We start from the raw sequence: 24,475 nt of genomic DNA, 5'->3' as shown, positions 1-24,475 counted from the left end.
CAATAGACCAGCGGCAAGAAATGCCTCATATCAAATCAAGTTTACATATTGATGTTTTTCAACTTTCATACATGTAGAATATGTAAGTTTTCGGGCTCCTGCACGGTGCACACTGAAATACCAGTATACATATATAAACATGACAAAGCGCTTATTTAAGCGCCGCGTAAAGCACAACTTTTAAAACATTCTCATATCGTGGTACATAAATTGCTCCATCTATGCACAGACAACACTAACATTCGGTCTGCACATCAAACACAATGCGCAAAGACCTGAGAAGAGTATTATGAACGGTATTTCAGCATCATCAGCCGTTCGCTAAGGAGAGATAGAAATGGCTCTGTACGTCAACACGAACGTCAGCTCAATAAATGCTCAAAGAAAGCTGAGTAATGCGACCTTAAACCTGAATGTTTCATACCAGCGCCTCTCCTCAGGCCTGAGAATTAATTCTGCTAAAGACGATGCAGCCGGTTTACAGATTGCTGACCGTCTGACCTCCCAGATTAACGGCCTAAACCAGGGCAACCGCAACACTAACGACGGCATTGCCCTTGCCCAGACCATTGAAGGTGCCATGGACGAAACCACCAACATGCTGCAGCGTATTCGCGTGCTGGCTGTTCAGTCTGCAAACGGCACTAATTCCGAAGCTGACCGTAAGGCAATTCAGGAAGAGGTAACCCAGTTATCTGCCGAAATTACCCGTATTGCAAGACAAACCACCTTTGCTGGTGAACAGGTACTTGACGGTGCTGGCAAGGGTCTTATTCCTGCAGCAGGCAAACTCCTTACTTTCCAGGTAGGTGCAAATGCTGGCAATACCCTTGGTATGACCTTATCTCAGGGCTTCACTCTTTGTGCTATTGCAGTAGGAGCTAATGTAGCAGTTCAGGACACAAAAGCAAATTACTCTAAAACTGGTATCGTTAAATCCAAGGCAGACGGTCCCGTACGCTTCTCTATTTCTACTGCAGCTACTGCTACAGCAACATTGGCTAATATCGACAAGCTCATTCAGAACATCGATTCACACCGCGCAAACCTTGGTGCTTTACAAAATAGAATGGAGAGCACTATTCGCAATCAGGCTAATATCTCCGAGAATCAGTCTGATGCCCGTAGCCGCATAAGAGACACAGACTTCGCCTCTGAGACTGCAGCTCTGACTCAGAACAACATTATCCAGCAGGCCTCGCAGTCTGTTCTTGCCCAGGCTAACCAGCGCCCAACCATTGCTCTGAGCCTGCTTGGCGGCTAATTGACCCGATTCGATTCTCTTTCTCTTTTATCTCAAAGGCGTGGGCAACCACGCCTTTTTATTAAGTGCTGCTCACTGGACATAGCCTTATCTGGACAAACTTAAAAACAAACACAATGCCCTTTAAATCAAGATTTATAAGGCATTCAATATACTTTTGTCCATGCCATTATAGATATTGAATCTGGCATAGCTGTTGCTGGAAAATACGTAAAGAAACAATAGCTAAGATTCACGTATTTCAATAATACTAAGTAATCTTGGCTAATTGTACAGGATGGCCCCTACAGAACAATTGCGGCCATTCGGTGAAAGAGAGAAGGAGAGAAGATATGGCTTTATACGTTAACACGAACGTCAGTTCCATCAATGCGCAAAGAAAGCTGAGCAATGCAACCTTAAACCTGAATGTGTCCTATCAGCGCCTCTCATCAGGACTCAGAATTAACTCTGCTAAGGATGATGCCGCCGGTTTACAGATTGCCGACCGACTGACCTCACAAATCAATGGTTTAAATCAGGGTAACCGTAACACAAATGATGGTATTGCATTGGCCCAGACCATCGAAGGAGCCCTGGACGAAACCACCAACATGCTGCAGCGTATCCGCGTACTTGCAGTGCAGTCAGCTAACGGCACGAACTCTGCTGCCGACCGCAAGGCTCTTCAGGAAGAAGTAACCCAGCTGTCCCAGGAAATCACCCGTATTGCCAAGCAGACAACATTCGCTGGCCAGCAGATTCTTGATGGTGCAGATGCAGGCTTAATTCCAGATACCGGTGAACTAACATTCCAGGTTGGCGCTAATGCAGGCAATACCCTTACTTTAAACTGGTCTTCAGCTTTTGACCTGAGCAGCATAGGAATTGAGGCTGGCATTCCAGATAACAAAATGACAAACAAGGGCGAAGTGGGCCTTGTTAAATCAAAGGCTAACAACGTTGATTACATTCGTTTTGGTGTATGCACTGCCGAAGTTGCTACAAACACTCTGGCAAACATTGATAAGCTTATTCAGCATGTTGATTCAAAGCGTGCAGCACTGGGCGCTTTACAAAACAGAATGGAGAGCACTATTCGCAATCAGGCTAATATCTCCGAGAATCAGTCCGATGCCCGTAGCCGCATAAGAGACACAGACTTCGCCTCTGAGACAGCTGCGCTTACACAGAACAACATTATCCAGCAGGCTTCTCAGTCGGTGCTGGCTCAGGCTAACCAGCGTCCTACTATTGCTCTTAGTCTGATTGGCCGTTAATAGCCTGGTTATACTTTTTATTGAAAAGGCAGGGATAGTCCCTGCCTTTTTTCATGGGATTAACAGCCAGTTGATTGCACGTGTAACTGTTTTACTGGCACGCCCCTTGCTCTAAAACCTGTATCAGAATTATCTCAGGTCTGGATACAATGCCTTCAGAGGTTACAGGCCGTAGTTGTTCATCTTGGACGGGTCACACTCAAAATATTACGTCCGATAAGGAGAGATACTTATGGCTTTGTACGTTAACACGAACGTCAGTTCCATCAATGCTCAAAGAAAGCTGAGCAATGCTACCTTAAACCTGAATGTATCATATCAGCGCCTCTCCTCTGGCCTGCGTATTAACTCAGCCAAGGACGACGCCGCAGGTTTACAGATTGCAGACCGACTGACCTCACAGATCAATGGTTTAAATCAGGGTAACCGTAACACCAATGATGGTATTGCCCTCGCCCAGACCATTGAAGGTGCCATGGACGAAACCACCAACATGCTCCAGCGCATCCGCGTGCTGGCTGTTCAGGCCGCCAACGGCACTAATTCAGAAGCTGACCGTAAGGCTATTCAGGAAGAGGTTACCCAGCTATCTGCTGAGATTTCCCGTATTGCAAGACAGACCACCTTTGCTGGTGAGCAGGTACTTGATGGCGCTGGCAAGGGTCTTATTCCGGCAGCAGGCAAACTCCTTACTTTCCAGGTAGGTGCAAATGCTGGCAATACCCTTGGTATGACCTTATCTCAGGGCTTCACTCTCAGCGCTATAGCTGGCGGTGCAAACGTTGATGTTCAGAAAACTAAGACTGACTTCTCTAAGACTGGCATTGTAATGACAGGTACAAATACACCTGTAAGATTCTCTGTATCAACAGCTGCTACTGCTACCGGTACTCTTGCAAATATTGACAAGCTGATTCAGAACATCGATTCACACCGCGCAAACCTTGGTGCTTTACAAAATAGAATGGAGAGCACTATCCGCAACCAGGCAAATATCTCCGAGAATCAGTCTGATGCCCGTAGCCGCATAAGAGACACAGACTTCGCCTCTGAGACTGCAGCGCTTACTCAGAACAATATTATCCAGCAGGCATCTCAGTCAGTGCTGGCCCAGGCTAACCAGCGTCCTACCATCGCTCTGAGCCTGCTTGGCGGTTAATTCAGTTTCTACTCTATTTTTTCCTAATTAAGGCAGGGTTAATCCCTGCCTTTTTAATTTCTAAAACTGTTAATGTGACTGAATTGTTACATATTGCCTGGCATATCCCTTGCTCTATAAATTATTATAAGAATTATCTCAGGTCTGCATACTGACATCAGATGGTTACAGGCCGTAGTTGTTTGTATTGGACGGTTCACACTCAATTTCTTACGTCCAGTAAGGAGATGTACTTATGGCTTTGTACGTTAACACGAATGTCAGCTCAATTAATGCCCAGAGAAAGCTCAGTAATGCTACCTTAAGCCTGAATGTCTCATATCAGCGCCTCTCTTCCGGCCTGCGCATCAACTCCGCAAAGGATGACGCTGCCGGTTTACAGATCGCCGATCGACTGACCTCCCAGATTAATGGTTTAAATCAGGGTAACCGTAACACCAATGACGGTATCGCCCTGGCTCAGACCATTGAAGGAGCCATGGACGAAACCACCAACATGCTCCAGCGCATTCGCGTGCTTGCTGTTCAGTCTGCAAACGGTACAAACTCTGAGGCTGACCGTAAGGCTATTCAGGAAGAAGTAACTCAGTTATCTGCAGAAATCTCACGTATTGCCAGACAAACCACCTTTGCCGGTGAGCAGGTACTTGACGGCGCAGGTAAAGGCCTGATCCCGGCAAAAAATAAGTTGCTTACTTTCCAGGTTGGCGCCAATGCCGGCAATACTCTTGGTCTTACTTTATCTCAGGGCTTTACCCTGTGTGCAATTGCCAGCGGAGCCGGAGTAAAGGTTCAAACAACTAAGAATGACTATTCCAAGTCTGGCGTCATTATGACTGCTAATGGTCCAGTACGATTCTCTGTGTCAACAGCTGCCATTGCTACCGCAACATTAGCTAATATCGACAAGCTCATTCAGAACATCGACTCTCATCGAGCTAACCTGGGCGCAATCCAAAATCGTATGGAAAGCACCATTCGAAACCAGGTAAACATTTCAGAGAATCAGTCTGATGCCCGTAGCCGCATAAGAGACACAGATTTTGCCTCTGAGACTGCTTCGCTTACCCAGAACAACATTATTCAGCAGGCATCTCAGACTGTGCTTGCTCAGGCTAACCAGCGTCCTACCATTGCGCTGAACCTGCTCGGCGGTTAACAGTTCTTTCTTGTTTCTATATCTCTTTTCTTTTCTGTATTAAGGCGGGTTTCCCGCCTTTTTAATGCAATAAGGCGCAGCCAGGGGGCCCCGGCTGCGCCTTATCTTAATACTGTGCCTGTGGCGTGACTTGGTTGTCTTTGCCCGGACCAGAAACAAGGAAGCGGAACCTGAGGTAACCCCGGGTTCCGCTTCTCTTGTAGCTTTTAGGCCAGTCTGCTGCCTGACATCAGGCGGGGCAGACTTGTCTAACACAGCTCAGTCTGAATGACAGCGCGATTAGTAGAGTCTGGTACGACGTGCATTCTCGCGGGCCATCTTCTTGGCGTGACGCTTGATAGCAGAAGCCTTGGCACGCTTACGTACAGTAGTTGGCTTCTCATAGAACTCACGAGCTCTAACGTCTGCGAGGATACCTGCCTTTTCGCAAGAACGCTTGAAGCGTCTTAAGGCAACATCGAACGGCTCATTCTCACGTACTCTGATGACTGGCATGTGTAAAACCACCTTCCTTAAAAGTAAAGTTAAAATTTGACCCACCATGGGTCTGAAAGATTACCAGAATCAACCAATTGAGATACTGGAGATCGAAAAATTCGGGTTATTCTACTTGTTTAGCCGGTCAATGTAAAGTGATTTTTGCCCCTGAACCTCAGATAAATAAGGATTTTGTGCCTCGATTGTGCATGTCCGGTCCTGTAGCATTCAAATCTGTGGCAAAACAGCATGTAAACGACCTTCGTCTACGCATTACCTGTGCTTGTTTAACCATGCCGCCGGTGAGCACAGCTGGTGAATAATTCCCACTCTTTCACTGATCCATTATTCAGCCTGGCGGCCTTCTGGCTGGGCCTTCTGTGAAGTTATGCTCGATGGCCTGCTGGCTGGAACTGTTGGCATGTACGCTGGATAGCCTGCTGGCTGGAACTGTTGGCATGTACGCTGGATAGCCTGCTGGCTGGAACTGCAGGCATGTATGCTGTATGACCCGTCAAAGCAACCTGGTACAACCTGGCAAATCCCGCCGCAATAAATAATGTTATTTTTCCCGCCGCCCCTACTTCTGAGAGCCTGTTCCTTGTATCAGGCAGTCAAGTTTACATGCCTTACAGATAATGACAGTTACAGCCGGCTAAATGGGTGCATTGTCCCTTGTCGGGATGAAAGAGGCCGAATGGCAGCTGTTAGTCTGAGCCTTATCGCAGTGGACAGCGGGGTGAGTGTGGCAGTTTTCGCTGGATTCCTGAGGGGACGGGCCGGGCATTTTTTGCAGCCTGTTTCGCAATGTCTGCATTCAGGGTGTATGCAAAGCAGTAGCAACGGTCACTGTCCTGTTTGCGCAGGCGCGCAGCTGTGGGAATTATAACCGCCGTTCAAAATAATGTGAGGGCTGTCTGGGCGGTGATTTTATCGGGCAGTGATGGTATTATTACTATGTTTGGCTGCAGTTTTTTAATGCATCCTCCGTCATTTCCGGCATGAGTCCATAGATGCCTTTTTGCAGGCCCTATGATCTCTGTTTTTTTGCCGGTTGTGGTGACTTAACTTATGTCTTTAAGGCTAGTTCTGGCCTGCCACTGCAGATGTTGCTGCTAATTGAGCAGGTACTGCTGTAATGGATGCAAGTGCTGTTCACTATGAACGAAAGCTCTGCGTTATGAGCAAATGCTGTGTACTTTGAGCGAGAGCTTTGCGCTTTGAGCACATGCTGTGTACTTTGAGCGAGAGCTTTGCGCTTTGAGCACATGCTGTGCACTTTGAGCGAGAGCTTTGCGCTTTGAGCACATGATGTGCATTATGAGCAAGGCTGCTGACCTGTGGTGATTAGAAGCCTGGAATGATGCTGATTATGCCCCTGTTTATCCCGGTTATGGCTGTGTCATATGGCACGGACGAGTACTGCTTTTGATTCCGGCAAGGACAGCCCCGGAATGGACAGGTATGGGCTTTTTTTCTTTGGGACTGAGTCATAGTTCCTGCAGATACGCTGTTTTTCTGTATTTTGAGGTTAACCATGCTGGTACTGGGTATTGAAAGCTCCTGTGATGAAACAGGTGTTGCTGTTTATGATGACAAGAGAGGCCTGCTGGCCCACGCCATCCATACCCAGATACCTATCCACGCTCAGTATGGCGGTGTAGTGCCTGAGCTTGCCGGACGTGACCATGTAAAGCGTGTAGTACCTCTTATTCGCTCCGTTACCGGTCAGGCCGGCGTAACTTTAAAGGACCTTGATGCCATTGCCTACACAGCTGGCCCAGGTCTTATCGGTGCCCTGCTGGTTGGTGCCATGGAAGCACGATCTCTTGCCTTTGCCCTGAATATTCCAGCTGTACCAGTTCATCACATGGAAGGACATCTGCTGGCCCCCATGCTTGAAGATGAGGCCCCGTCCTTTCCTTTTGTCGCTCTGCTGGTATCAGGAGGTCACACCATGCTGATCCGCGTGTCAGCTCCGGGCTCATATGAAATTCTTGGTGAATCAGTTGACGACGCCGCCGGTGAGGCTTTTGACAAGACAGCCAAGCTGCTGGGACTGCCATATCCAGGCGGACCAAAGCTTGAGGCTCTGGCACGTGATGGCGACAGCAAGGCCTATAAGTTTCCTCGCCCTATGATTGACAGGCCAAACTGCGATTTCTCCTTTGCAGGTCTCAAGACCTCAGTACTCAATGCCGTGCATAAGAGCACTGACATTGAACATGACAAGGCAAGCATTGCCCGCTGCTTTGAAGATGCCGTAGCCGATACCCTGGTACACAAGTGTCAGCGTGCTCTTGATCAGGCTCAGATGAATACTCTGGTAGTTGCTGGCGGTGTCAGCGCCAACAGCACCATAAGAAACTCTCTTACAGCTCTTATGGAAAAGCGTAAAGGCAAAGTGTTCTTTGCCCGCAGAGAGTTCTGCACCGATAACGGCGCAATGATTGCCCTGGCCGGCATGCTGCGCTTCAAGGCTGGCGTTACCGCTGACCTGGGAGTCAATGTCTTCCCACGCTGGCACATTTCATCACTGTCACCGCTTTAATGACAGTTGTTGCTGATGCACCATCATGACCTGAGATGATCTGGCTCATGCGTCAGCATTCGTAACAGATTATCTGGTCATTTGATTGATGGCTCCCGGTACTTCCGGCTGTGCCTGGTGCGGTAAGGAATTTTGAGTGCTGCTGAGCACGCTGAAGGCGTAGGGCAGTGCGGAATATGAATATGGACAAGATTTTAATTCAAGGCCTTGAGGTCAACGCCATCATTGGCATCTTGCCTCATGAGCGCGAATTTGAGCAACCTCTCAAGCTCGACATAACCCTGTTTTTACCCCTGCAGGGCTGTGCCAGGAGCGGTGATTTATCACTCTCCATAAACTATGCAGAGGTATGCTCCAGGGTCACCACTTTCATCAGAGAGCGCAAGGCTGAGCTGATAGAAACTCTTGCTGAGGAAGTCTGTCAGTACATACTTAAAACTTTCAGGCCACAAGCTGTGACACTATCCATTATTAAAACCCGCGCCGTGGTTAATACCCAGGGCGTTGGTGTAGAGATAACCAGAAATAACGAGGACTAATGCATGGGCACTCAGGTTTATTTAGGCATAGGATCCAATCTGAACCGCGATAATGCCATCTTATTTGCCATCAAGAGGCTCGAGCCTCTGTTCAGCGACTTCAAGGTTTCACCAGTTTACGAGTCCAAGCCAGTACGCGAAGCTGAGCCTGACTATCTCAATCTGGTAGTAGGCGGCAAGACTGAGCTTGGCTTTGTCGAGCTCTATGAAGCTATTCAGGCTATTGAGGGTGATGCCGGCAGCGAGCTGATGATGCACAACTCAACCAACTTCGGCCTCAAGCACCGAATCGACATTGATATTCTGGTCTATGGCGAAGAGGTTGCTACTGAGCCTTGCAAGATTCCACGTCATGACATTCAGGACTATCCTTTCGTCACCACTCCTTTAAATGATATTGCTCCTGATCTGCGTCACCCTATTCTTGGTATGCAGGTAAGCGAAATATACGAGCAGATGGCTCCTCACATTCCTGAAAATCGCCAGGTAAAGCGTGTTGAATTTGACTTCAACCGCCCTGCCCCTGACTGGAAGGAGGGTGGAAGAGCCTGAAATGCCGCCTACTGATCTGCTGTACAGCATGCACTTACGAGCATGGCAGATCAGGGCTCTGACTGACGCTGCCCGCGCAGATCAGAGCAAATTCAGACCTTACAAGGTCCTACAGGATTAAGGTTTTTCCACCGTTATCATCAGAACACATAAGGATGCTGCCAGCTTTATGCAGGCAGTAACATCAGTGTTGACTGATGATTCCCAAAATCTGGTTTCTCTATTTCCACATGCCCGCACTGTCATGGTTACAGCTGTCCTGAAACAGCCTGACCTGGCAGCTGCGGGCATGATCTTTTCAGCCTGCCAAAGCTCACCACACTGGTCAGGCTGATATGCGTTCAGATGGCGCCTCATGCCCCTGCCATACATGTTTTGCCCTCTGAACAGTGCCCTGGAAAGGAGCATACTTCGGCTGGAGATCGCTGCGGCTGGAGCCGCTGTGGCATGAAATCGCTGCGTCAGGAGCAAGGAGGCTGCAGGAGCCCTGCTGGTGCTGGTGCTGCCGGCTGTTTATGCCGGTTATGGTGCCGCAGATTTGTTCGATACAGGCAGTTTATGCGGGACTGGCTGTGCTGCGCGGCTGCGTTTTGTCCGCAGCTTAGAACTCAGTGAGTTTATGTTTTTGCAAAGTCCATTGGGTGTAGTGAGCATGGGAGTGTCTGTTGATATGCAGGTTTTGGAGCAGCAGCTAAGCGTCATGATGAGGTGTATGCATTTTGACCTTTTGTGTGTCATTGCTGGGTAAATGAGAACATTTCGTCACCATTGCAGTCTAAAATGAGCTATTATCCTTTCCCTGTTCCCATACAGGGGAATAATTTCTCTCTCTAAGACCGTGCGCGGCAGCACCTGTGACAGGTTCCTTCCTGACAGTACTGTCCATATGTGCCGCCTGCGAGGCTGCCCTTTATGGACGCATCTACGCCATATCTGTCGTTCCTTTGCACAGTCATTTCATACAACCGTGCCATGGCACGGAATACAGAAAACATGCTTGTGAGCTCTTTGGGCTGGAAACTCAGATGAGAGACAGTTCAGTCAGCACACCATTTATAGGATGTAAGTAAGTGCCTATTACCCATATTGTCGTCCTTGCTTTGCTGCAGGGACTTACCGAGTTCCTTCCTGTTTCATCCAGTGCCCACCTCATTTTCCCAAGTCAGATTCTGGGCTGGGAAGACCAGGGACTTGCTTTTGACGTTGCCGTTCACCTTGGTACCCTGATGGCTGTAATCATTTACTACATCTCCGACCTTTCCCAGATCTTTACTCATACCCTCGAGTCCATTGTAAAGCGCCGCCATACCCCTTACAGCCGTGTAGGCTGGTTCATTGTCATTGCTACCATTCCGGCAGCTTTGGCTGGCCTGATGCTGGAGGAGTTCATTGGAACAGTAGCCCGCTCCATTCATGTAATTGCCTACACCACCATCGGTTTTGGTCTGCTTCTTGGTGTGGCCTCATACGTCAATCGCAAGTTCAACAGCCGTACTCTTGCCAATATGGAAACTGAGCGCCCAGATACTCTGCGTCACCTTACCCTTGGACAGGCTGTTATCATTGGCTTTGCCCAGGCCATTGCCATTATCCCAGGTACCTCACGCTCAGGTATTACCCTGACTGCAGGTCTGTTCCTTGGTCTGCGTCCTGAGGCTGCTGCCCGTTTCAGCTTCCTGCTCTCCATCCCTATCATTCTGGCTTCAGCACTTTACGAGGGCATCAAGCTCATCAATAATGAAACAGTGGGAGCCAACCCAATGGAGATGCTCATAGGTGCTGTTCTTTCCTTTATCTCCAGCCTGATTGTTATCTCCCTGTTCATGCGCTTCATTTCCAAGTCCGGCATGGCAGTATTTGTTATCTACCGTATCCTGCTTGGTGCTGCTCTGCTCTACTTCTGCGTATAAGCACGGAGCCACCACCAGGGGCAGCATTATCTTGAAGATGCCCCTGCAGAAAAATCAGGGCTCCTGAACTTCATGTTCAGGAGCCCTGTTGCATTATGGGATCCACAAAACCGGCAGACCCTTATCGCCTGTCGGCGCCAGTGGGCAGCCGCCACTGCCGCCAGTCGCGCTGCGGCATTGCGCTGCAGCGCGACGCAGCCTGGCATCAGTCGCGGGTGTGGAACTTGTCGTGATCGCAGTCATTGGTTGGCAGATAGTTGTGGTCGTTAAGTTCGCCCTCTGGCATGGTCTTCATGAACTCGGCAACCAGCTCAACACGGCGGCGGTGAATGGCCTTGCCAATCTCAGCACCACGCAGCCCCTGCTCAACGAAATGAGCTGCAGTAACCTCACGGCAGATTTCAAACATGCGAGCCAGGTACTCAGCACGTTCAAAGGTACGGCCTTCAAAGTCCTTACGGCCAAGGAAGTCGCATTTGCAACACACAATCCATGGGTGAATGCGCTCAGGACGGCGCCATGCATCGAGATGATCGAGCAGACTTACTACGCCCTCAGGACCTTCACGGTAGAGGTGATGGATAAAAGAGTGGTAGTAGACCACGATGCGGGCAAAGTCATGGTACTCATTAGGCACCTTAAGACGATGGCACAGCTCCTCAAGAGGCTTTAAGCCATGGATGTTGTGATCCTTGTGATGAGGCCAGCACTCTGGAGGGGTAAGGCCCTTGCCGAGGTCATGACAGAGCATGGCAAAGCGTGCTACCGGGTCATCGGTCTCCCTTGCCACACGGTGCACGGTCATGGTGGTGTGTACCAGAGTATCAATCTCAGGATGCCAGCGCTTTGGACCAGGCACGCCTGAGAGTTTTTCCACCTCAGGAAGCACCTCACCCAGGGCTCCGGTGCAGTGGAGAATGTAGATAAAGACCTCAGGATTTGGAGTCTGCAGTGACTTTTGCAGCTCAATCCAGACACGCTCCGGAGTCAGAGTCTTAAGCTCACCAGATTCAGAGATACGGCGCATCATCTCCAGTGTTTCTTCGGCAATACGAAAGCCCAGAGAATGAAAGCGGGCAGCAAAACGGGCTACGCGCAGCACACGCAGCGGATCTTCAATAAAAGCCGGTGAAATATGGCGCAGAATCTTGTTCTTGAGATCCTCAACACCATGGTAAGGATCAATAAGATTGCCATCCTTGTCCTCGGCAATGGCATTGATAGTCAGATCACGGCGAATCAGATCTTCCTCAAGAGTAGTCTCAGGTGAGAAAGTAAAGGAAAAGCCCTTGTAGCCCTGACCACTTTTACGCTCAGTACGGGCCAGAGCATATTCTTCTTTGGTCTCAGGGTGTAAAAAAACGGGGAAGTCATTGCCCACCTGGTGATAACCAAGCTCGAGCATCTGCTCTACTGAGGCACCGGTAACCACATAATCACGATCAGCACCCTCAATTCCCAGCAGCCTGTCACGTACGGCACCGCCTACCAGATAAATTTGCATTGTGCCCTCTCCTGCTCACAGCCTCGCCGGCCACTCCTGGCATGCCTCACGGCCCTCTCTTTCCATAATCCCCCGGGCCCCATCAGCATCAGTACGCCACCTTGGCAACACCGTCTGCAAGTAACCGGCACATAAAAGCCCGATATGTCTGTTACATATCCTAAAGCAGGACAAAGTGCTGAAGCACCAGCTGACAGGCTGCCAGCTCAGGCAGCTGTCAGGCCAGCTGCAGGCGATGATGCTGATGCTGCCGCAGCTGGTCGGCGCAGTCTTATCTGCTGCACTGCACAGACTTCATAAAGCCGTAAAGACAAGAGCCATGTAAGGCAAGGAAAGAAAAGGCAGTCAGGCATGCAACCGGAACTGCCAGAAAAGCTTAAATTACACACTGTCTCCGGTATCCCCTTGTTCAATGGCAAAGGACCGGGACACAAACAACACATTAATGATGGTTTGATTATACCCAAAGAACGTTTTGCAGGCACCTGCATGCTATGCAGCGCACCGACAGTTTAGGCCATATGACCACTATTATCATCAGCTACAGCACAGTATATGGACTATTGTGGTGCACAGGATCGCCCCCTGTCCCACTCACTCATGCTAATCACAGCCCGTACTTGAGCCATAGCCAAAGCGAATCCTTGAAGAACAGCGAGGTGACCGGTCTGAAGGGGCGGGCAGAAAGTCTGACCTGTACAGACAATACCTGAATCATGATCAATCATAACTCTGACTGGAGCCACAGTACGATACTGCTATTGAGCAGCTGGCCAGGATCTGGATGCTGTCCATACAGGCTGGATTGGCAGCTGGCAGGACAAGCCCGATTGGCTGCTGGCCGGTCAGGCTGGATTAGCTGCTGTACGGACAAACCAGGTTGGCTGCTGGCCGGACAGGCTGGATTAGCTGCCGTACGGACAAACCAGGTTGGCTGCCGGCCGGACTGGCTTGATTAGCTTCTGTACGGACAAACCAGGTTGGCTGCTGGCCGGACAAGCCTGACTTGCTGTGGCAGGCAGGCCAGGTCAGCAAGACAGGGCGGACCGGTCCTGAGAACAGGAGGGGTGGTGCCGATCGGTTTGTTTTGTGGAGCCCTGAAAGCACAACAGCGCTTCCCGTTGCCAGGAAACGCTGTTGGCGGGCACCTGAGGTGCCAGAGTAGTTACAGTCAGCCATATGGTCGGTCCCTTGCCAGGCAGGAACGAGCATAGTTATGCTGGTTCTGCCCGGCGGGGAGAGCCAGTCATGCTGCCCTGAAGAGGCGGCTGACTGGCGGTCAGGGTGACTGATTAACTGAGCTTCGGCTTAGTGGCCCATGACAGGAAGAGCCGGGGCTGCCCCCTCAGCGCCTTGCTTTAAGGCTGAGCCCATTTCGTGAGCGTGATGAATATCGCCAGATACTATGAGACCGGAATCGATCATAACCTGAGTCATTTCAGGAAGGATGAACCAGGTGCCGATTAAGCCAACAATAGTCAGAACAATGGTATATGGCAGAGCCATCCACATCATACGTACATAGTTCAGACGGATAAGCGGAGCCAGAGCGGAGGTTAATAAAAACAGGAATGCAGCCTGACCGTTAGGGGTGGCAACGGATGGCAGGTTGGTACCGGCATTAATGGCGATGGCCAGGTGATCGAAGTGCTCACCGGTAATAACGCCGTTTAACATGGCAGCGTAAACTTCCTGGATGTAGATGGTAGCAACGAATACGTTGTCAGAAACAGCAGAAAGAATACCATTGGCAATATAGAAAATAGGCAGCTGTACTGATGGATCAGTGGACAGTACCCAGTTGATTAATGGCTTGAAGAGCTCCTGCTGGGAGATTACGGTAACTACGGTGAAGAATACGCATAACAGGGCGCAGAATGGCAGAGACTCAGTGAAGGACTTGCCGATTTCTTCTTCAGAGGTAACACCACATAAGCCGGTGGCCAGAACGATAATTGACAGACCGATTAAGCCTACGGCAGCAAGGTGCAGAGCAAGACCGATTACCAGCCAGATGCAGCACAGCAGCTGGATGATAAGACGGATGCGGTCACGACGGCTTAAGTTCTCGGAGGCGTGCTGATCCTGCTCAACGAGCATCTTGTGTACGGACTCAGGCATGGCAACACCAAAGCCAAAGATCCTGGTCTTCTCAAGAACAAAGCAGGTGGCAAAGCCGAAGATAACTACAGGCAGGGAAACAGGAGATACACGTACGGCAAATTCAACGAACTGCCAGTTGGCAATGTTACCGATAATGATGTTCTGAGGCTCACCTACAATGGTACATACACCACCGATAGCGGTACCAACAGCTGCGTGCATGAGGATAGAACGCAGGAAAGCACGGAACTGCTCTAGGTCGGCCTTGTACTCATCCTTGACGTAGTTATCATTGCCAAGACGGGCAGTGGCGGCATCACCTGAAACCAGATCATGGTAGTAACGGTATACGCCCATGCTGATGGTGATAATAACGGCCAGCACAGTCAGAGCATCAAGGAAGGCTGACAGGAAAGCTCCAAGGAAGGAGAAAATCAAGGCCAGTGATACGTGAGAGCGTACCTTTACCATGAGCTTCGTGAATGTGAAAAGCAGCACGTCACGTACGAAGTGAATACCTGCCACCATGAACATCAGCAGCAGAATTACTTCAAGGTTGGCACTTATTTCATGGCGCACGTTTTCCATGTCGCACAGGCCAATGGCTGCAGCTTCAATGGCAAGGAAGCCACCTGGAATGAGCGGATAGCAGTTAAGCGCCATCGCCAGGGTGAAAATGAACTCAGCAACCAGAACCCAGCCGGCAAGTACCGGAGAGATCATGGCCAGAACAGGGTTGATGATAAGACAGGCAACAATAAATATCTTATACCAGCCTGGTGCGGTGCCCATAAAGTTAAGGGCAAAAGCCTTACTGTAAGTAATTTGCGGCATAGCATCCACTCGTTTAAATAACCAAACCACGGAACCTTGCGGCCCCCGCCCGGCACTTTTTACCTGCCAGTCAGATCCTGCTGTTACCTGCAGCGCAGGCCACTTCAGGATAAGACACACATAACTGCAAGCATGTGAAAAGTGCAGAGCTAAAACACCCAAACAACGGCCCTGACCACAACCACCGGCACGGCCATCTCCATTAATGCCCGGGGGCACGCGCCCCGGCCATCAGATTGCTCCATGACAAACGGCCTGCCTTGCAAAAACAGATACAGATCCGCATAAGCTGACAAGCAGGGAGACAACCTGCAGCCTCACAGCATTTAACTGTGCAATAAGCATGAGATAAAAGCATGAGACTGCTGCACAGTGAAAGGTTCACAGGCAGCCCGGGCAGCGCCACGATGCTTCACAACTGCTTTGGGGACAGACAGATAAAGATTAAGGCGGGGTTGCAGCAGACTGTTACTGCTGACATCAAGACAGATCCGGCATCCCCGGCATACAGCATGGGTCACCCGGCCTGAGGCCGGTCAAGTCCGGCCACATCCGGGCTTATCTGCATGTATCCGGGCTTGTCCTGCCATATTCAGGTGCCCGACCTGGAGCCGGGCTAACCTGATATTCAGCCGGCATTCACCGGCAGTCAAATCGTCTCTGGTGCTCTCCTGAGGTATCAGTTCGGAAAAGCGAGCATTATCCTTTTGTCTGGCCTGATTGCTGGAAGCTGCGGCATGGCACCGCTCAGTTCCGGCCCTGACGACTCCTTTAATGGGAAATGCAAGGAGTCGGGCTGACTCAGCCCCGTGCAACACGGGGATGAGATTTTGCCCTGTACATGGCTGCGCCATACCAGGAGCACTTATGCGGCTAATACCGCTCAGCCAGGGCTGACCTGACATGGGGCCTGACATTCTCAATGAAAGACAGCTGCTCTGTGGCTGCCTGAAAGCAGCTCACAGTCCCCATAGTTCAGGTCATGTTACTGACTCAACCTGGCAACAGTCCCTGGTTGCGTGGCATCAAATGCAACCGTAATCATGGCACTGCAGCCTGCTGCTGCTAAAAGTTCAGCTGCTGCGACATGTCAGCCATACTGGAAACTGCATGGAGCACCTGAAGATTACGTATGCACTGGACGCATTCGCAGGCCGTGCCCTTTGCAGGGCACAGCCCGGAACAGGTTGTCAGGGGAGTCAGGACAATAATCCCAAAAGGTAACGTTAAGATAAGCGCATATTAATTAGCCGTCCAGAATTTATAAGCCACCTTTAATAAAGAGCGTACAGTTCTGCACGGAAAATTATCGTTACCTGAAATTCATTATATGCGTGGCTTTTTTTCACGCTGTGATGTATTGCAAGTTCCTGGCAAAAGACTGCAAAAAAAACAGCCTTACGGTCCTGTACGGTCACAAAAATCCTGGATTTTCACCAGAAAAGACCAGACAGGACAGTACGCAGACGGCTGTCTGCGTGTCAGAAGCTGCAATAAGGCACACAATGACTTATTAATACACATCTTTGTGACTTTGCGTGCATAAGCATGTGCAGCATGTGCCAGCTCCCTGCAGCACACAAAAACGCTGCAGGAACAAAAGGCGATAAAATCCCTGCCGTCCCTTGTTTTTCGTCCGGGGCAGCATGACTTTCACCTGCAAGAGACGGCCCTGTGCCGCTCAACGCACGATAAAATAACACAAGAGACGAAATGGCGCACTGTTTTTGCGCCAAAAGTAACGCAAAACAATCCAAAATTGACGTCAATCACCACTTTCAGGCCCAAAAGTGCTCCAAAACCACCTCAAAACCCCTAAATATGGCTAAAAAGCCATCTGAAGACCTGGCGACTTAGCCGTTCTGACCACCAGCTCCTCTAACGAAGCCGGTATTCCTGACTGAGCCCATAGTCATCACGCACAGACAGGACATGACAGGACATGATATTCCAAGGCTCCGCAGGCTACTGTAACTGCTGGATTTGCAGGAGCATGCAAATTGAGCTTTTCCTCTTAGGCGACTGCAGCAATCTCAGCTACCAACTTATGGTGTAATGCGTTGCGCCCATGGCCGGCCCCATGTGCACGGCTTTCGCAGTACCATATGATATTTTCAGCTCGCATTTATCCATGCCCATCCGGATAGCGCACATCAGGCCGGTGCGCCTGCGGGCCGCCGGTTGGCACCTCTGGCTGGAGTGCATTGATGGGGCAACTTATGACGCGCCTCAGTCAGGTGCGCGCCAGCGTGCCCCCGTGTGGCGCCTTTGAGGCCTTAGTGACCAAAATTGTGGGCATCAGATGACGGGTTACAGGGCTGAAACGAAAAATCGCAGGTTGCTGCGCCTGAGCGCGGCTTCCTGCGATTTGTCTTTATGGTGCCCGCTGATGCGGGCTGGCCCGGTGAGTATCCATCCTGGCTGCGGTCAGGTCTGCACTGGCTGACTGACCGCGCCGGACTTGAACTATCAGAGCTCAGGCTTAGAAGATTGGAGCAATCACGAAGCCCAGAGCTACAGAGATGAAGATACTAAGTATGCAAGGCAATAACATGGAGTGGTTGAAGATATACTTGCCGATGCGGGTTGAGCCGGTGTCGTCCATCTGTACAGCACCCAGTAAGGTTGGGTAGGTTGGCAGAATGAACAGACCGGAAACAGCGGCAAAGGAAGCAACCAGGATGTAGGCCTGATCTGGAGCGGCATCAATACCCAGAGCTACGATAACTACTGGAATCAGAGCCTTGGCTGTAGCAGCCTGTGAGTATAACAGTGCTGAGATGAAGAACAGCACGATGGACAGAACGCCTGGGTATACGGAGATGATGTCCTTGGAGAAGGCCTGGATCTGATCGCTGTAACCGGCAACGAAAGTGTTACCCAGCCATGCTACACCCAGCACACAGATACAGGCAGTCATACCTGACTTGAAAGTTGGGGTATCAGCCAGTTCACCGGTGTTGAGCTTGCACTTCATAACAATGAAAGTGGCAATCAGCAGCATGAAGGACATGATGGCGCCGTCACGGGCAAGCTTTAATGGCTCTAAAACAGCCAGCAGTGCTGAGGAGATGATGCTGCCGCCATCTGCTATGTTAGCCTGGAGGTACTGAGTAAATGGTACACGGATAACGTCAGAGATTAAGGTGGCATACAGAACTACAAAGAGCACGCCGGTTAAGAAGATCATCACGGCACTCTTGGCGGTCTCAGGCAGCTCTGAACGCTCCCTGGCACCAACAGGGGCAGTCAGACCAGCCTCTACACGATCACGGTAGACAGGGTCATCAGAGAGCTTGCCCTTGTTAAAGAAGGTGGACATGATGAAAGCAGCAATCATACAGCCTGCGTAGGTGGTAACCAGCCATACCAGTAATAAGGCAGGGTAGGACCAGCCATATGGCTCGAGTACACCGGTCATGTAAACTACGGCAGCAGATACAGGGGAAGCAGTAATGGCTACCTGGCCTGATACTACGGCAATTGATAAAGGACCGGCAGGCTTGATGTCCTGCTCCTTGGCAACTTCCACGATTACAGGAATCATGGCAAAGGCAGTGTGACCGGTACCGGCCAGAATGGTCAGCACGTAGGTAACTGTAGGCGCAAGGAAGTTAATGTATTTTGGATTGTTTCTCAGAATCCTTTCAGCGATGCGTACCATGTAATCAAGGCCGCCTGCCTTCTGCAGAGCGGTAATGGCAGCAATAACTGACATAATGATGAGAATAACGTCGGTAGGGATGGCACCGGCATTCATTCCCAGGAATACGGTGAGAATGATGACACCAAGACCACCTGTATAGCCAATGGCCATACCGCCCAGGCGAATACCCATGAAGATAACGCCAAAGAGCACCAGCAGGCGCAGAATAAGCAACAGATCCATAGATTCTCCTTAGCCACTTGCGTGGCCAGCCTGATTTGATCCGGACCGCAGTGCTATCACGCCTTTCATCTCATCAAAGCAACTGCACTCAAGACACTGCAGTCAAAGATGCTGAAAAACAGCCTGACCGGAGATACTTGAAAACAGGAAGCTTTACTGTGCCGGTGGCACGTTCAGTTGAGGTGAATGACCCGCGTTCATCTGTCATGGATGACTGGCGGACAGTGATATCAGTTGCGGCAGAAAATCAGACTGCAATGGATTTAATATCGGCAACAAAGAAAAACAGCTCTTATTTATAAAGGCTCAACAATGGGAGCTCACTGCCATCTAAAAACAGTCAGCTTCACAGCTCCCTGCATCAGCCCCTCAGGAACAGCAAATATCCCTGCCCGGCTGGAAGGTTGATTCCACCACTGCCAGCCGGGGCCGGCAAACTGATGCGCCCTGCGTCAAAGTGACCAGCGCAGCAGGAATTTACCTGCGCTCATATGGTCTTTGACTATGCTGACGGCCCTGACAGCGTACAGCTGGCATGTGAAACAGCTGAGTATCAGCTGGTCCGGTCAGCAGCCTGCTGTCCCTGAGCTTGGGGAAACAGCCGGCTTAAACCTGTATTACGCAGCCCGTGCTGCGCTCCTTAGTAAATATCTGCAAGAGCAGACTCTGTCTGCAAGGGCAGTCCCTTTGTACATTAGCTTGCGGCTGCACAGCTGCGCCGCTGCACCGCTGTAGGGTGCGGCTGTACATCTGCGGCGCTTTGGGTTGTGGCTGCGCCACATCTGGTTGTGCCTGCGCCACATCTGATTGCGGCTGCGCCACATCTGGTTGTGCCTTCGCCACATCTGATTGCGGCTACGCCACATCTGGTTGCGGCTGCATTCGTTTGCAGCAGCCTGCATATGACTGCAGGATATACCTGCATCTGGAATTCTGGCTGGCTGGATACTCCAGCTCAACTTGGGTCTGAGCAGCATGGTTCATCAAAGCTTCGGCTCAACCTCCCGGAGGTGGCGGCTGTGATGACAATAAAGAACACCCTCTGTGAACATCAATTTTGACAGCCTGGATTGTTGCGTGGCACATAGCATATGGCACAGGTATGGCTGTGGTTTGCTGCAACCTGCATAGCAGGTCGCTCAAACCTTTCCCTCAAAGAACCATCAATGGCTAAAAAGGCAAGAGCAAAAAATCACTCCTGCCCTGGCTTTTCTTTGTTGGAATTTTCAGCACCGGTTAAAGTGCTGTCTGTTGATGTCCCCTGGTGGGGTGATGTTTATCCTGCATCAGGGAGGATACCCTGGAAAAATCCGGTGAAACTGAGCTGCCCAGGCGGCCTTTTGCTCTTACGGACTTTAAGTCTGTGGCCCTGATCCTGACCTGCTCTTTTCCTTTCTGCGCTGCAGGCTCAGTCCTGACAGGACAGCCTGTGCAGATTTAAGGACAATCACCTCTTTTTCCTGTATGGAGAGATGTCAGCAAGGGCTGCTCATGCTCTCCTGCCTTGCCGGGTAATGAAATCTGCCCCTGGAGTCTTACCTGTTACTGCGCTCCGTTACAGACCTCAGTGGTCCGGTCTTGCGACCTGTTTAAACCATATGGCCTTGCAGGTCAGTTATAGTTCCGGAAATAATCCGGATGAGAAATCGGGATGGCCGCCTTAGCGGCCATCAGTAAGCAGCAGCGGCCTCAGGCACGCATGACTGCACAAAAGAACATCCCTGACTTCCGGATCCGTGCTGCCGACAGACGCGCCCGTGTCACCGGTGTTATTCAGGGGGCAGCCTGCAGACATACGGTCTGCGGTTCTGCCACTGTCAGGCATGCTGACAGTATATAAAACTGCATATAAAGCATTTTATGTCTTATGCAGTGCTGGACCTGATGTCAGGTCCAGGGCAGCGGTGCGGCGCGTTGCCCGGTTACCGCTGCTGTTATGGAAAGGCCTTTGCTCACGCATCTGCCTTGCCAGCTGAAAGAGCCTTACTCCTTCTTGGCGAAGTGGGCACGTGACTCGGCGGACAGCTCAGGCTGTAACATGTTCTTAGGGCTTAAGAGCTCATCGAGCTGCTCAGCGCTTAACAGGCCACGCTCCAGAGCAATGTCGCGGACACGCTTGCCGGTCTCAAGGGCTTCCTTGGCGATGGAGGCTGAGTTCTCATAGCCAATGTATGGGTTCAGAGCGGTAACGATACCAATGGAGTTCATTACGAAGTCCAGACATACCTTGTCATTGGTGGTGATACCGTCAACGCACTTGGTGGCCAGAGTACGGCAGGCACGGTCGAGCATCTTGATGGACTTGAAGATCTCGTAGGCGATAGCTGGCTCCATTACGTTGAGCTGGAGCTGGCCGGCCTCAGAGGCAAAACCTACGGCTACGTCAGCGCCGATTACGTGATAGCAGACCTGGTTTACAACCTCAGGAATAACCGGGTTGACCTTGCCTGGCATAATGGAAGAGCCTGGCTGCATCTTAGGCAGGTTGATTTCGTTAAGACCGCAGCGTGGGCCGGAACCTAATAAGCGCAGATCGTTACAGGTCTTGGACAGCTTGATGGCCATACGCTTTAACACGCCCATTACCTGAACATAGCCTGAGCAGTCAGGGGTAGCGGCAACGAGGTCACAGGAAGAAACAAACTTGTCGCCGGTGATCTCGGATAAGTGCTTAACTACCAGACGTGAGAAGTCAGGGTGAGCATTAATACCGGTGCCGATAGCAGTACCACCGAGGTTGACTTCCAGCATCAGCTGACGGGCTTCCTCAAGACGGGAGAGGTCCTCATCGAGCATGGTTACGAAAGCGTGGAATTCCTGACCTACGGTCATTGGTACGGCGTCCTGCAGCTGGGTACGGCCCATCTTGATGACGTCCTTGAACTCCTCAGCCTTACGGGAGAAGGAGTCGCGTAATACCTTGATGCCTTCAAAGAGCTGCTCAATGTAATCGTAGATGGCGATCTTCAGAGCAGTTGGGTAAGAGTCATTGGTTGACTGAGAAAGGTTGACATGGTCATTTGGGTGAAGGAACTCGTACTCGCCCTTCTTGTGGCCCATCAGAGTCAGACCGATGTTGGCAATGACTTCATTGGAGTTCATGTTGGTAGAAGTACCGGCGCCACCCTGGAGCATATCTACCACAAACTGGTCGTTGTACTTGCCGGTGAGGATCTCATCACAGGCTTTACAGATGAAGTCGCACTTTTCCTTATCGAGGAGGCTTAACTCGTGATTGGTGAGGGCACAGGCCTTCTTAACCTTGGCATAACCGTAAATAAAGGCTGGATAGTCCTTTAAATGCTCGTCGGTAATGTCAAAGTTCTGCTTGGCGCGGAAAGTCTGAACACCATAGTAAACGTCATCTGCAATTTCCAGTTCACCGATGAAATCGTGTTCTTTGCGCATGGAAAAACCTCCAAAACAATCTCAGCTAACAAAAAAACTCTGTCTGCCCTGCCCCTGTCATTGCCTCCAACAAAGAAAATAAATGGCAATCACTGATAGCGACAGGTTCAGCCCTGCTTTCTGACTCATCCCGTCAGGTTCATGAAAAGGAACTTGCCGAAAGCGTCATAATCTCAGTGCAGGGTACGGCAGACAGATAACAGCTGTCTGAATCTTACAGAGCAGGAGCTCTGTAATATGTACAAGCCTGCTCAGACGGCTATATAAACTTTAACTAATCACACAGACTGCCGCAGTGGTAGTTTGAGGCATTATGTATATGCCGTATCACCGCTGACGATCAGTACCAGAGGAGATATATAGAAATGCAGCTCAGGTATTCTGATATGGCAACAGCCCTGATGACTTGCGGAAATCCTGTGGTGGCTGCAGCCTGTCCATCCAGGTCCTGTAAAGGAGCTTTCTGGTGGCGCAACATCAGAGACTGAACTGTCACCTGACACTGTCATTTCCGATTGACGATCACTCAACAAAAATTGAGTGAAAGCGTAAGTACATGTTAATCAGTTTGCAGATTTATTTTCCCAAAATTGCCCAAAATTGTGAAACACAGCGAATTATCACCCTTAAAAATGAGATATAGCCCACAAATTCACAGCAAAACTGGTGTAAAAATCACTTTTTCCTTGATAACGACTGACAATTATGCCTGCAACAAAACTCACCCCTGACTCACCATAAGGGATCGCCTGTTTATCGCTTTTGCTCCATTTTGGCGCATTCACTTAACTGTCACTGCCCCTCCCTGCAATAAGCCCAACACAGACGATCTGTACCACAACAACACATATACCGTACGTGCAACCTATACCCCTTATCCTTTAAAAACCCAGTAGATACTGGATTTTCTTGAAATTTGAAACGTTTACGGAGCTTTGCAGGCCCTGCATGAAAATGTCCATTGCAGCTGGTTAAACAGCCTTGCAAAATTGATATCCATCACACTGTAAGGCGTCAAAAGCACGGCACCATAACAGTGCAAAACACATAGAAAGCTGATATAAAAGGCTTTTTACATCTGTCATACAAGCTGAAAAAGCCGCATGCACATTTTTTGCAAATTTTACTGTAACATCTTACGTGCACTGTGCGTGCCTTTTTCGCAACATAAATCATGATAAACAGGCAGTTTTCATCGACAATTTTCCGTGCACTAATCGAAAAACCGGCCATATTGACGGTTATGTTCCCAGTATCATCTCTCCCCCGGATCTGCTATCAAACACCTCCCTTCGAACCCACAATCCAGGTTTTCACTCAACAGCGCCCGCTCTAATTTGCACCATCTGCCGCCCCGCTCAACGCTCACTCAACGTTCACTCAACTTTCACTTAACTGCGCCTCAACCAGGCATTCACTCCAAAGTCCCCTCTGCGCAGCTGAACATGCAGCTGCACGTAGCTGCCCCTTCAGCCGCGCCATGACATCCCCCCACGCAGCTGCACCTGCAGCTGGGAGGTGAAACCGCCATACAAAAGCCGCCTGCAGACACTGCAGATCACTGGTTAAGCTCGCTCAATTTGTCAGTCACAAGCTCACTGCGTCACGGCACAGCGCCCGCTCAATATGTCAGTCACAGGCTCACTGCGTCACGGCACAGCGCCCGCTCAATATGTCAGTCACAGGCTCACTGCGTCACGGCACAGCGCCCGCTCAATATGTCAGTCACAGGCTCACTGCATCACGGCACAGCGCCCGCTCAATATGTCAGTCACAGGCTCACTGCGTCACGGCACAGCGCCCACTCAATATGTCAGTCACAGGCTCACTGCGTCACGGCACAGCGCTCGCTCAATTTGTTAGTCAC

14 protein-coding genes are annotated in these 24,475 nt (G+C 50.4%); 9 read left to right on the top strand and 5 right to left on the bottom strand.

The window, feature by feature from the left end; all coding sequences use genetic code 11:
• Positions 1-337: 337 nt before the first annotated feature.
• From MXE41_RS00395 to MXE41_RS00380, 4 genes are all read left to right on the top strand, one after another.
• A complete protein-coding gene (locus MXE41_RS00395; protein ID WP_247098968.1) occupies positions 338-1,264 on the top strand; it encodes a flagellin in 927 nt (308 codons plus the stop codon).
• Between the two features lie 332 nt (positions 1,265-1,596).
• Positions 1,597-2,523: a flagellin gene (locus MXE41_RS00390; protein ID WP_247098967.1), complete on the top strand. Its 927-nt coding sequence runs from the start codon at positions 1,597-1,599 to the stop codon at positions 2,521-2,523.
• A gap of 232 nt (positions 2,524-2,755) precedes the next feature.
• Positions 2,756-3,682 (top strand): flagellin, encoded by a 927-nt coding sequence (locus MXE41_RS00385; protein ID WP_247098966.1) that lies wholly within the window; start codon positions 2,756-2,758, stop codon positions 3,680-3,682.
• Positions 3,683-3,917: 235 nt separating this feature from the next.
• Entirely contained in the window at positions 3,918-4,841 is a 924-nt protein-coding gene (locus MXE41_RS00380; protein ID WP_247098965.1) for a flagellin, read from the top strand.
• Positions 4,842-5,120: 279 nt separating this feature from the next.
• Here the strand turns inward: MXE41_RS00380 and rpsU are convergent, their stop codons facing one another.
• Complete coding sequence (rpsU, locus tag MXE41_RS00375; RefSeq protein ID WP_113744729.1) at positions 5,121-5,336, bottom strand: 30S ribosomal protein S21; 216 nt, start codon at positions 5,334-5,336, stop codon at positions 5,121-5,123.
• Positions 5,337-6,855: 1,519 nt separating this feature from the next.
• Here rpsU and tsaD point away from each other — a divergent pair.
• The 5 genes from tsaD to MXE41_RS00350 all read left to right on the top strand — a co-directional run bounded on the left by tsaD (position 6,856) and on the right by MXE41_RS00350 (position 10,870).
• The gene (tsaD, locus tag MXE41_RS00370) at positions 6,856-7,869 is read left to right on the top strand and encodes a tRNA (adenosine(37)-N6)-threonylcarbamoyltransferase complex transferase subunit TsaD (protein ID WP_247098964.1); all 1,014 of its coding nucleotides are present in this window, start codon (positions 6,856-6,858) and stop codon (positions 7,867-7,869) included.
• A 182-nt stretch (positions 7,870-8,051) separates the two neighbouring features.
• A complete protein-coding gene (gene folB, locus MXE41_RS00365; protein ID WP_247098963.1) occupies positions 8,052-8,408 on the top strand; it encodes a dihydroneopterin aldolase in 357 nt (118 codons plus the stop codon).
• A gap of 3 nt (positions 8,409-8,411) precedes the next feature.
• Positions 8,412-8,960: a 2-amino-4-hydroxy-6-hydroxymethyldihydropteridine diphosphokinase gene (gene folK, locus MXE41_RS00360; protein ID WP_246978187.1), complete on the top strand. Its 549-nt coding sequence runs from the start codon at positions 8,412-8,414 to the stop codon at positions 8,958-8,960.
• A 493-nt stretch (positions 8,961-9,453) separates the two neighbouring features.
• Positions 9,454-9,708 carry a hypothetical protein gene (locus MXE41_RS00355; protein WP_247098962.1) on the top strand — a complete coding sequence of 85 codons (255 nt, stop codon included), beginning with the start codon at positions 9,454-9,456 and terminating at the stop codon, positions 9,706-9,708.
• Positions 9,709-10,030: 322 nt separating this feature from the next.
• Positions 10,031-10,870, top strand: coding sequence for an undecaprenyl-diphosphate phosphatase (locus MXE41_RS00350; protein WP_246978189.1), 840 nt, complete (start codon positions 10,031-10,033; stop codon positions 10,868-10,870).
• Between the two features lie 205 nt (positions 10,871-11,075).
• Here MXE41_RS00350 and MXE41_RS00345 read toward each other — a convergent pair whose 3' ends face one another.
• The 4 genes from MXE41_RS00345 to aspA all read right to left on the bottom strand — a co-directional run bounded on the left by MXE41_RS00345 (position 11,076) and on the right by aspA (position 22,608).
• On the bottom strand, positions 11,076-12,374 hold the full coding sequence (locus MXE41_RS00345) for a multifunctional CCA addition/repair protein (RefSeq protein WP_247098961.1): 1,299 nt from the start codon (positions 12,372-12,374) through the stop codon (positions 11,076-11,078).
• Positions 12,375-13,682: 1,308 nt separating this feature from the next.
• Entirely contained in the window at positions 13,683-15,311 is a 1,629-nt protein-coding gene (gene nhaB / locus MXE41_RS00340) for a sodium/proton antiporter NhaB (RefSeq protein ID WP_247098960.1), read from the bottom strand.
• 2,482 nt (positions 15,312-17,793) lie between these two features.
• Positions 17,794-19,191 carry an anaerobic C4-dicarboxylate transporter gene (locus MXE41_RS00335; protein ID WP_246978208.1) on the bottom strand — a complete coding sequence of 466 codons (1,398 nt, stop codon included), beginning with the start codon at positions 19,189-19,191 and terminating at the stop codon, positions 17,794-17,796.
• 1,992 nt (positions 19,192-21,183) lie between these two features.
• Positions 21,184-22,608: an aspartate ammonia-lyase gene (gene aspA, locus MXE41_RS00330; protein WP_247098959.1), complete on the bottom strand. Its 1,425-nt coding sequence runs from the start codon at positions 22,606-22,608 to the stop codon at positions 21,184-21,186.
• Between the last annotated feature and the right edge of the window lie 1,867 nt (positions 22,609-24,475).

This window comes from Anaerobiospirillum sp. NML120449, assembly GCF_023051105.1.
GTDB lineage: Bacteria > Pseudomonadota > Gammaproteobacteria > Enterobacterales > Succinivibrionaceae > Anaerobiospirillum.
This window is presented reverse-complemented; position numbering and strand designations above follow the sequence as displayed.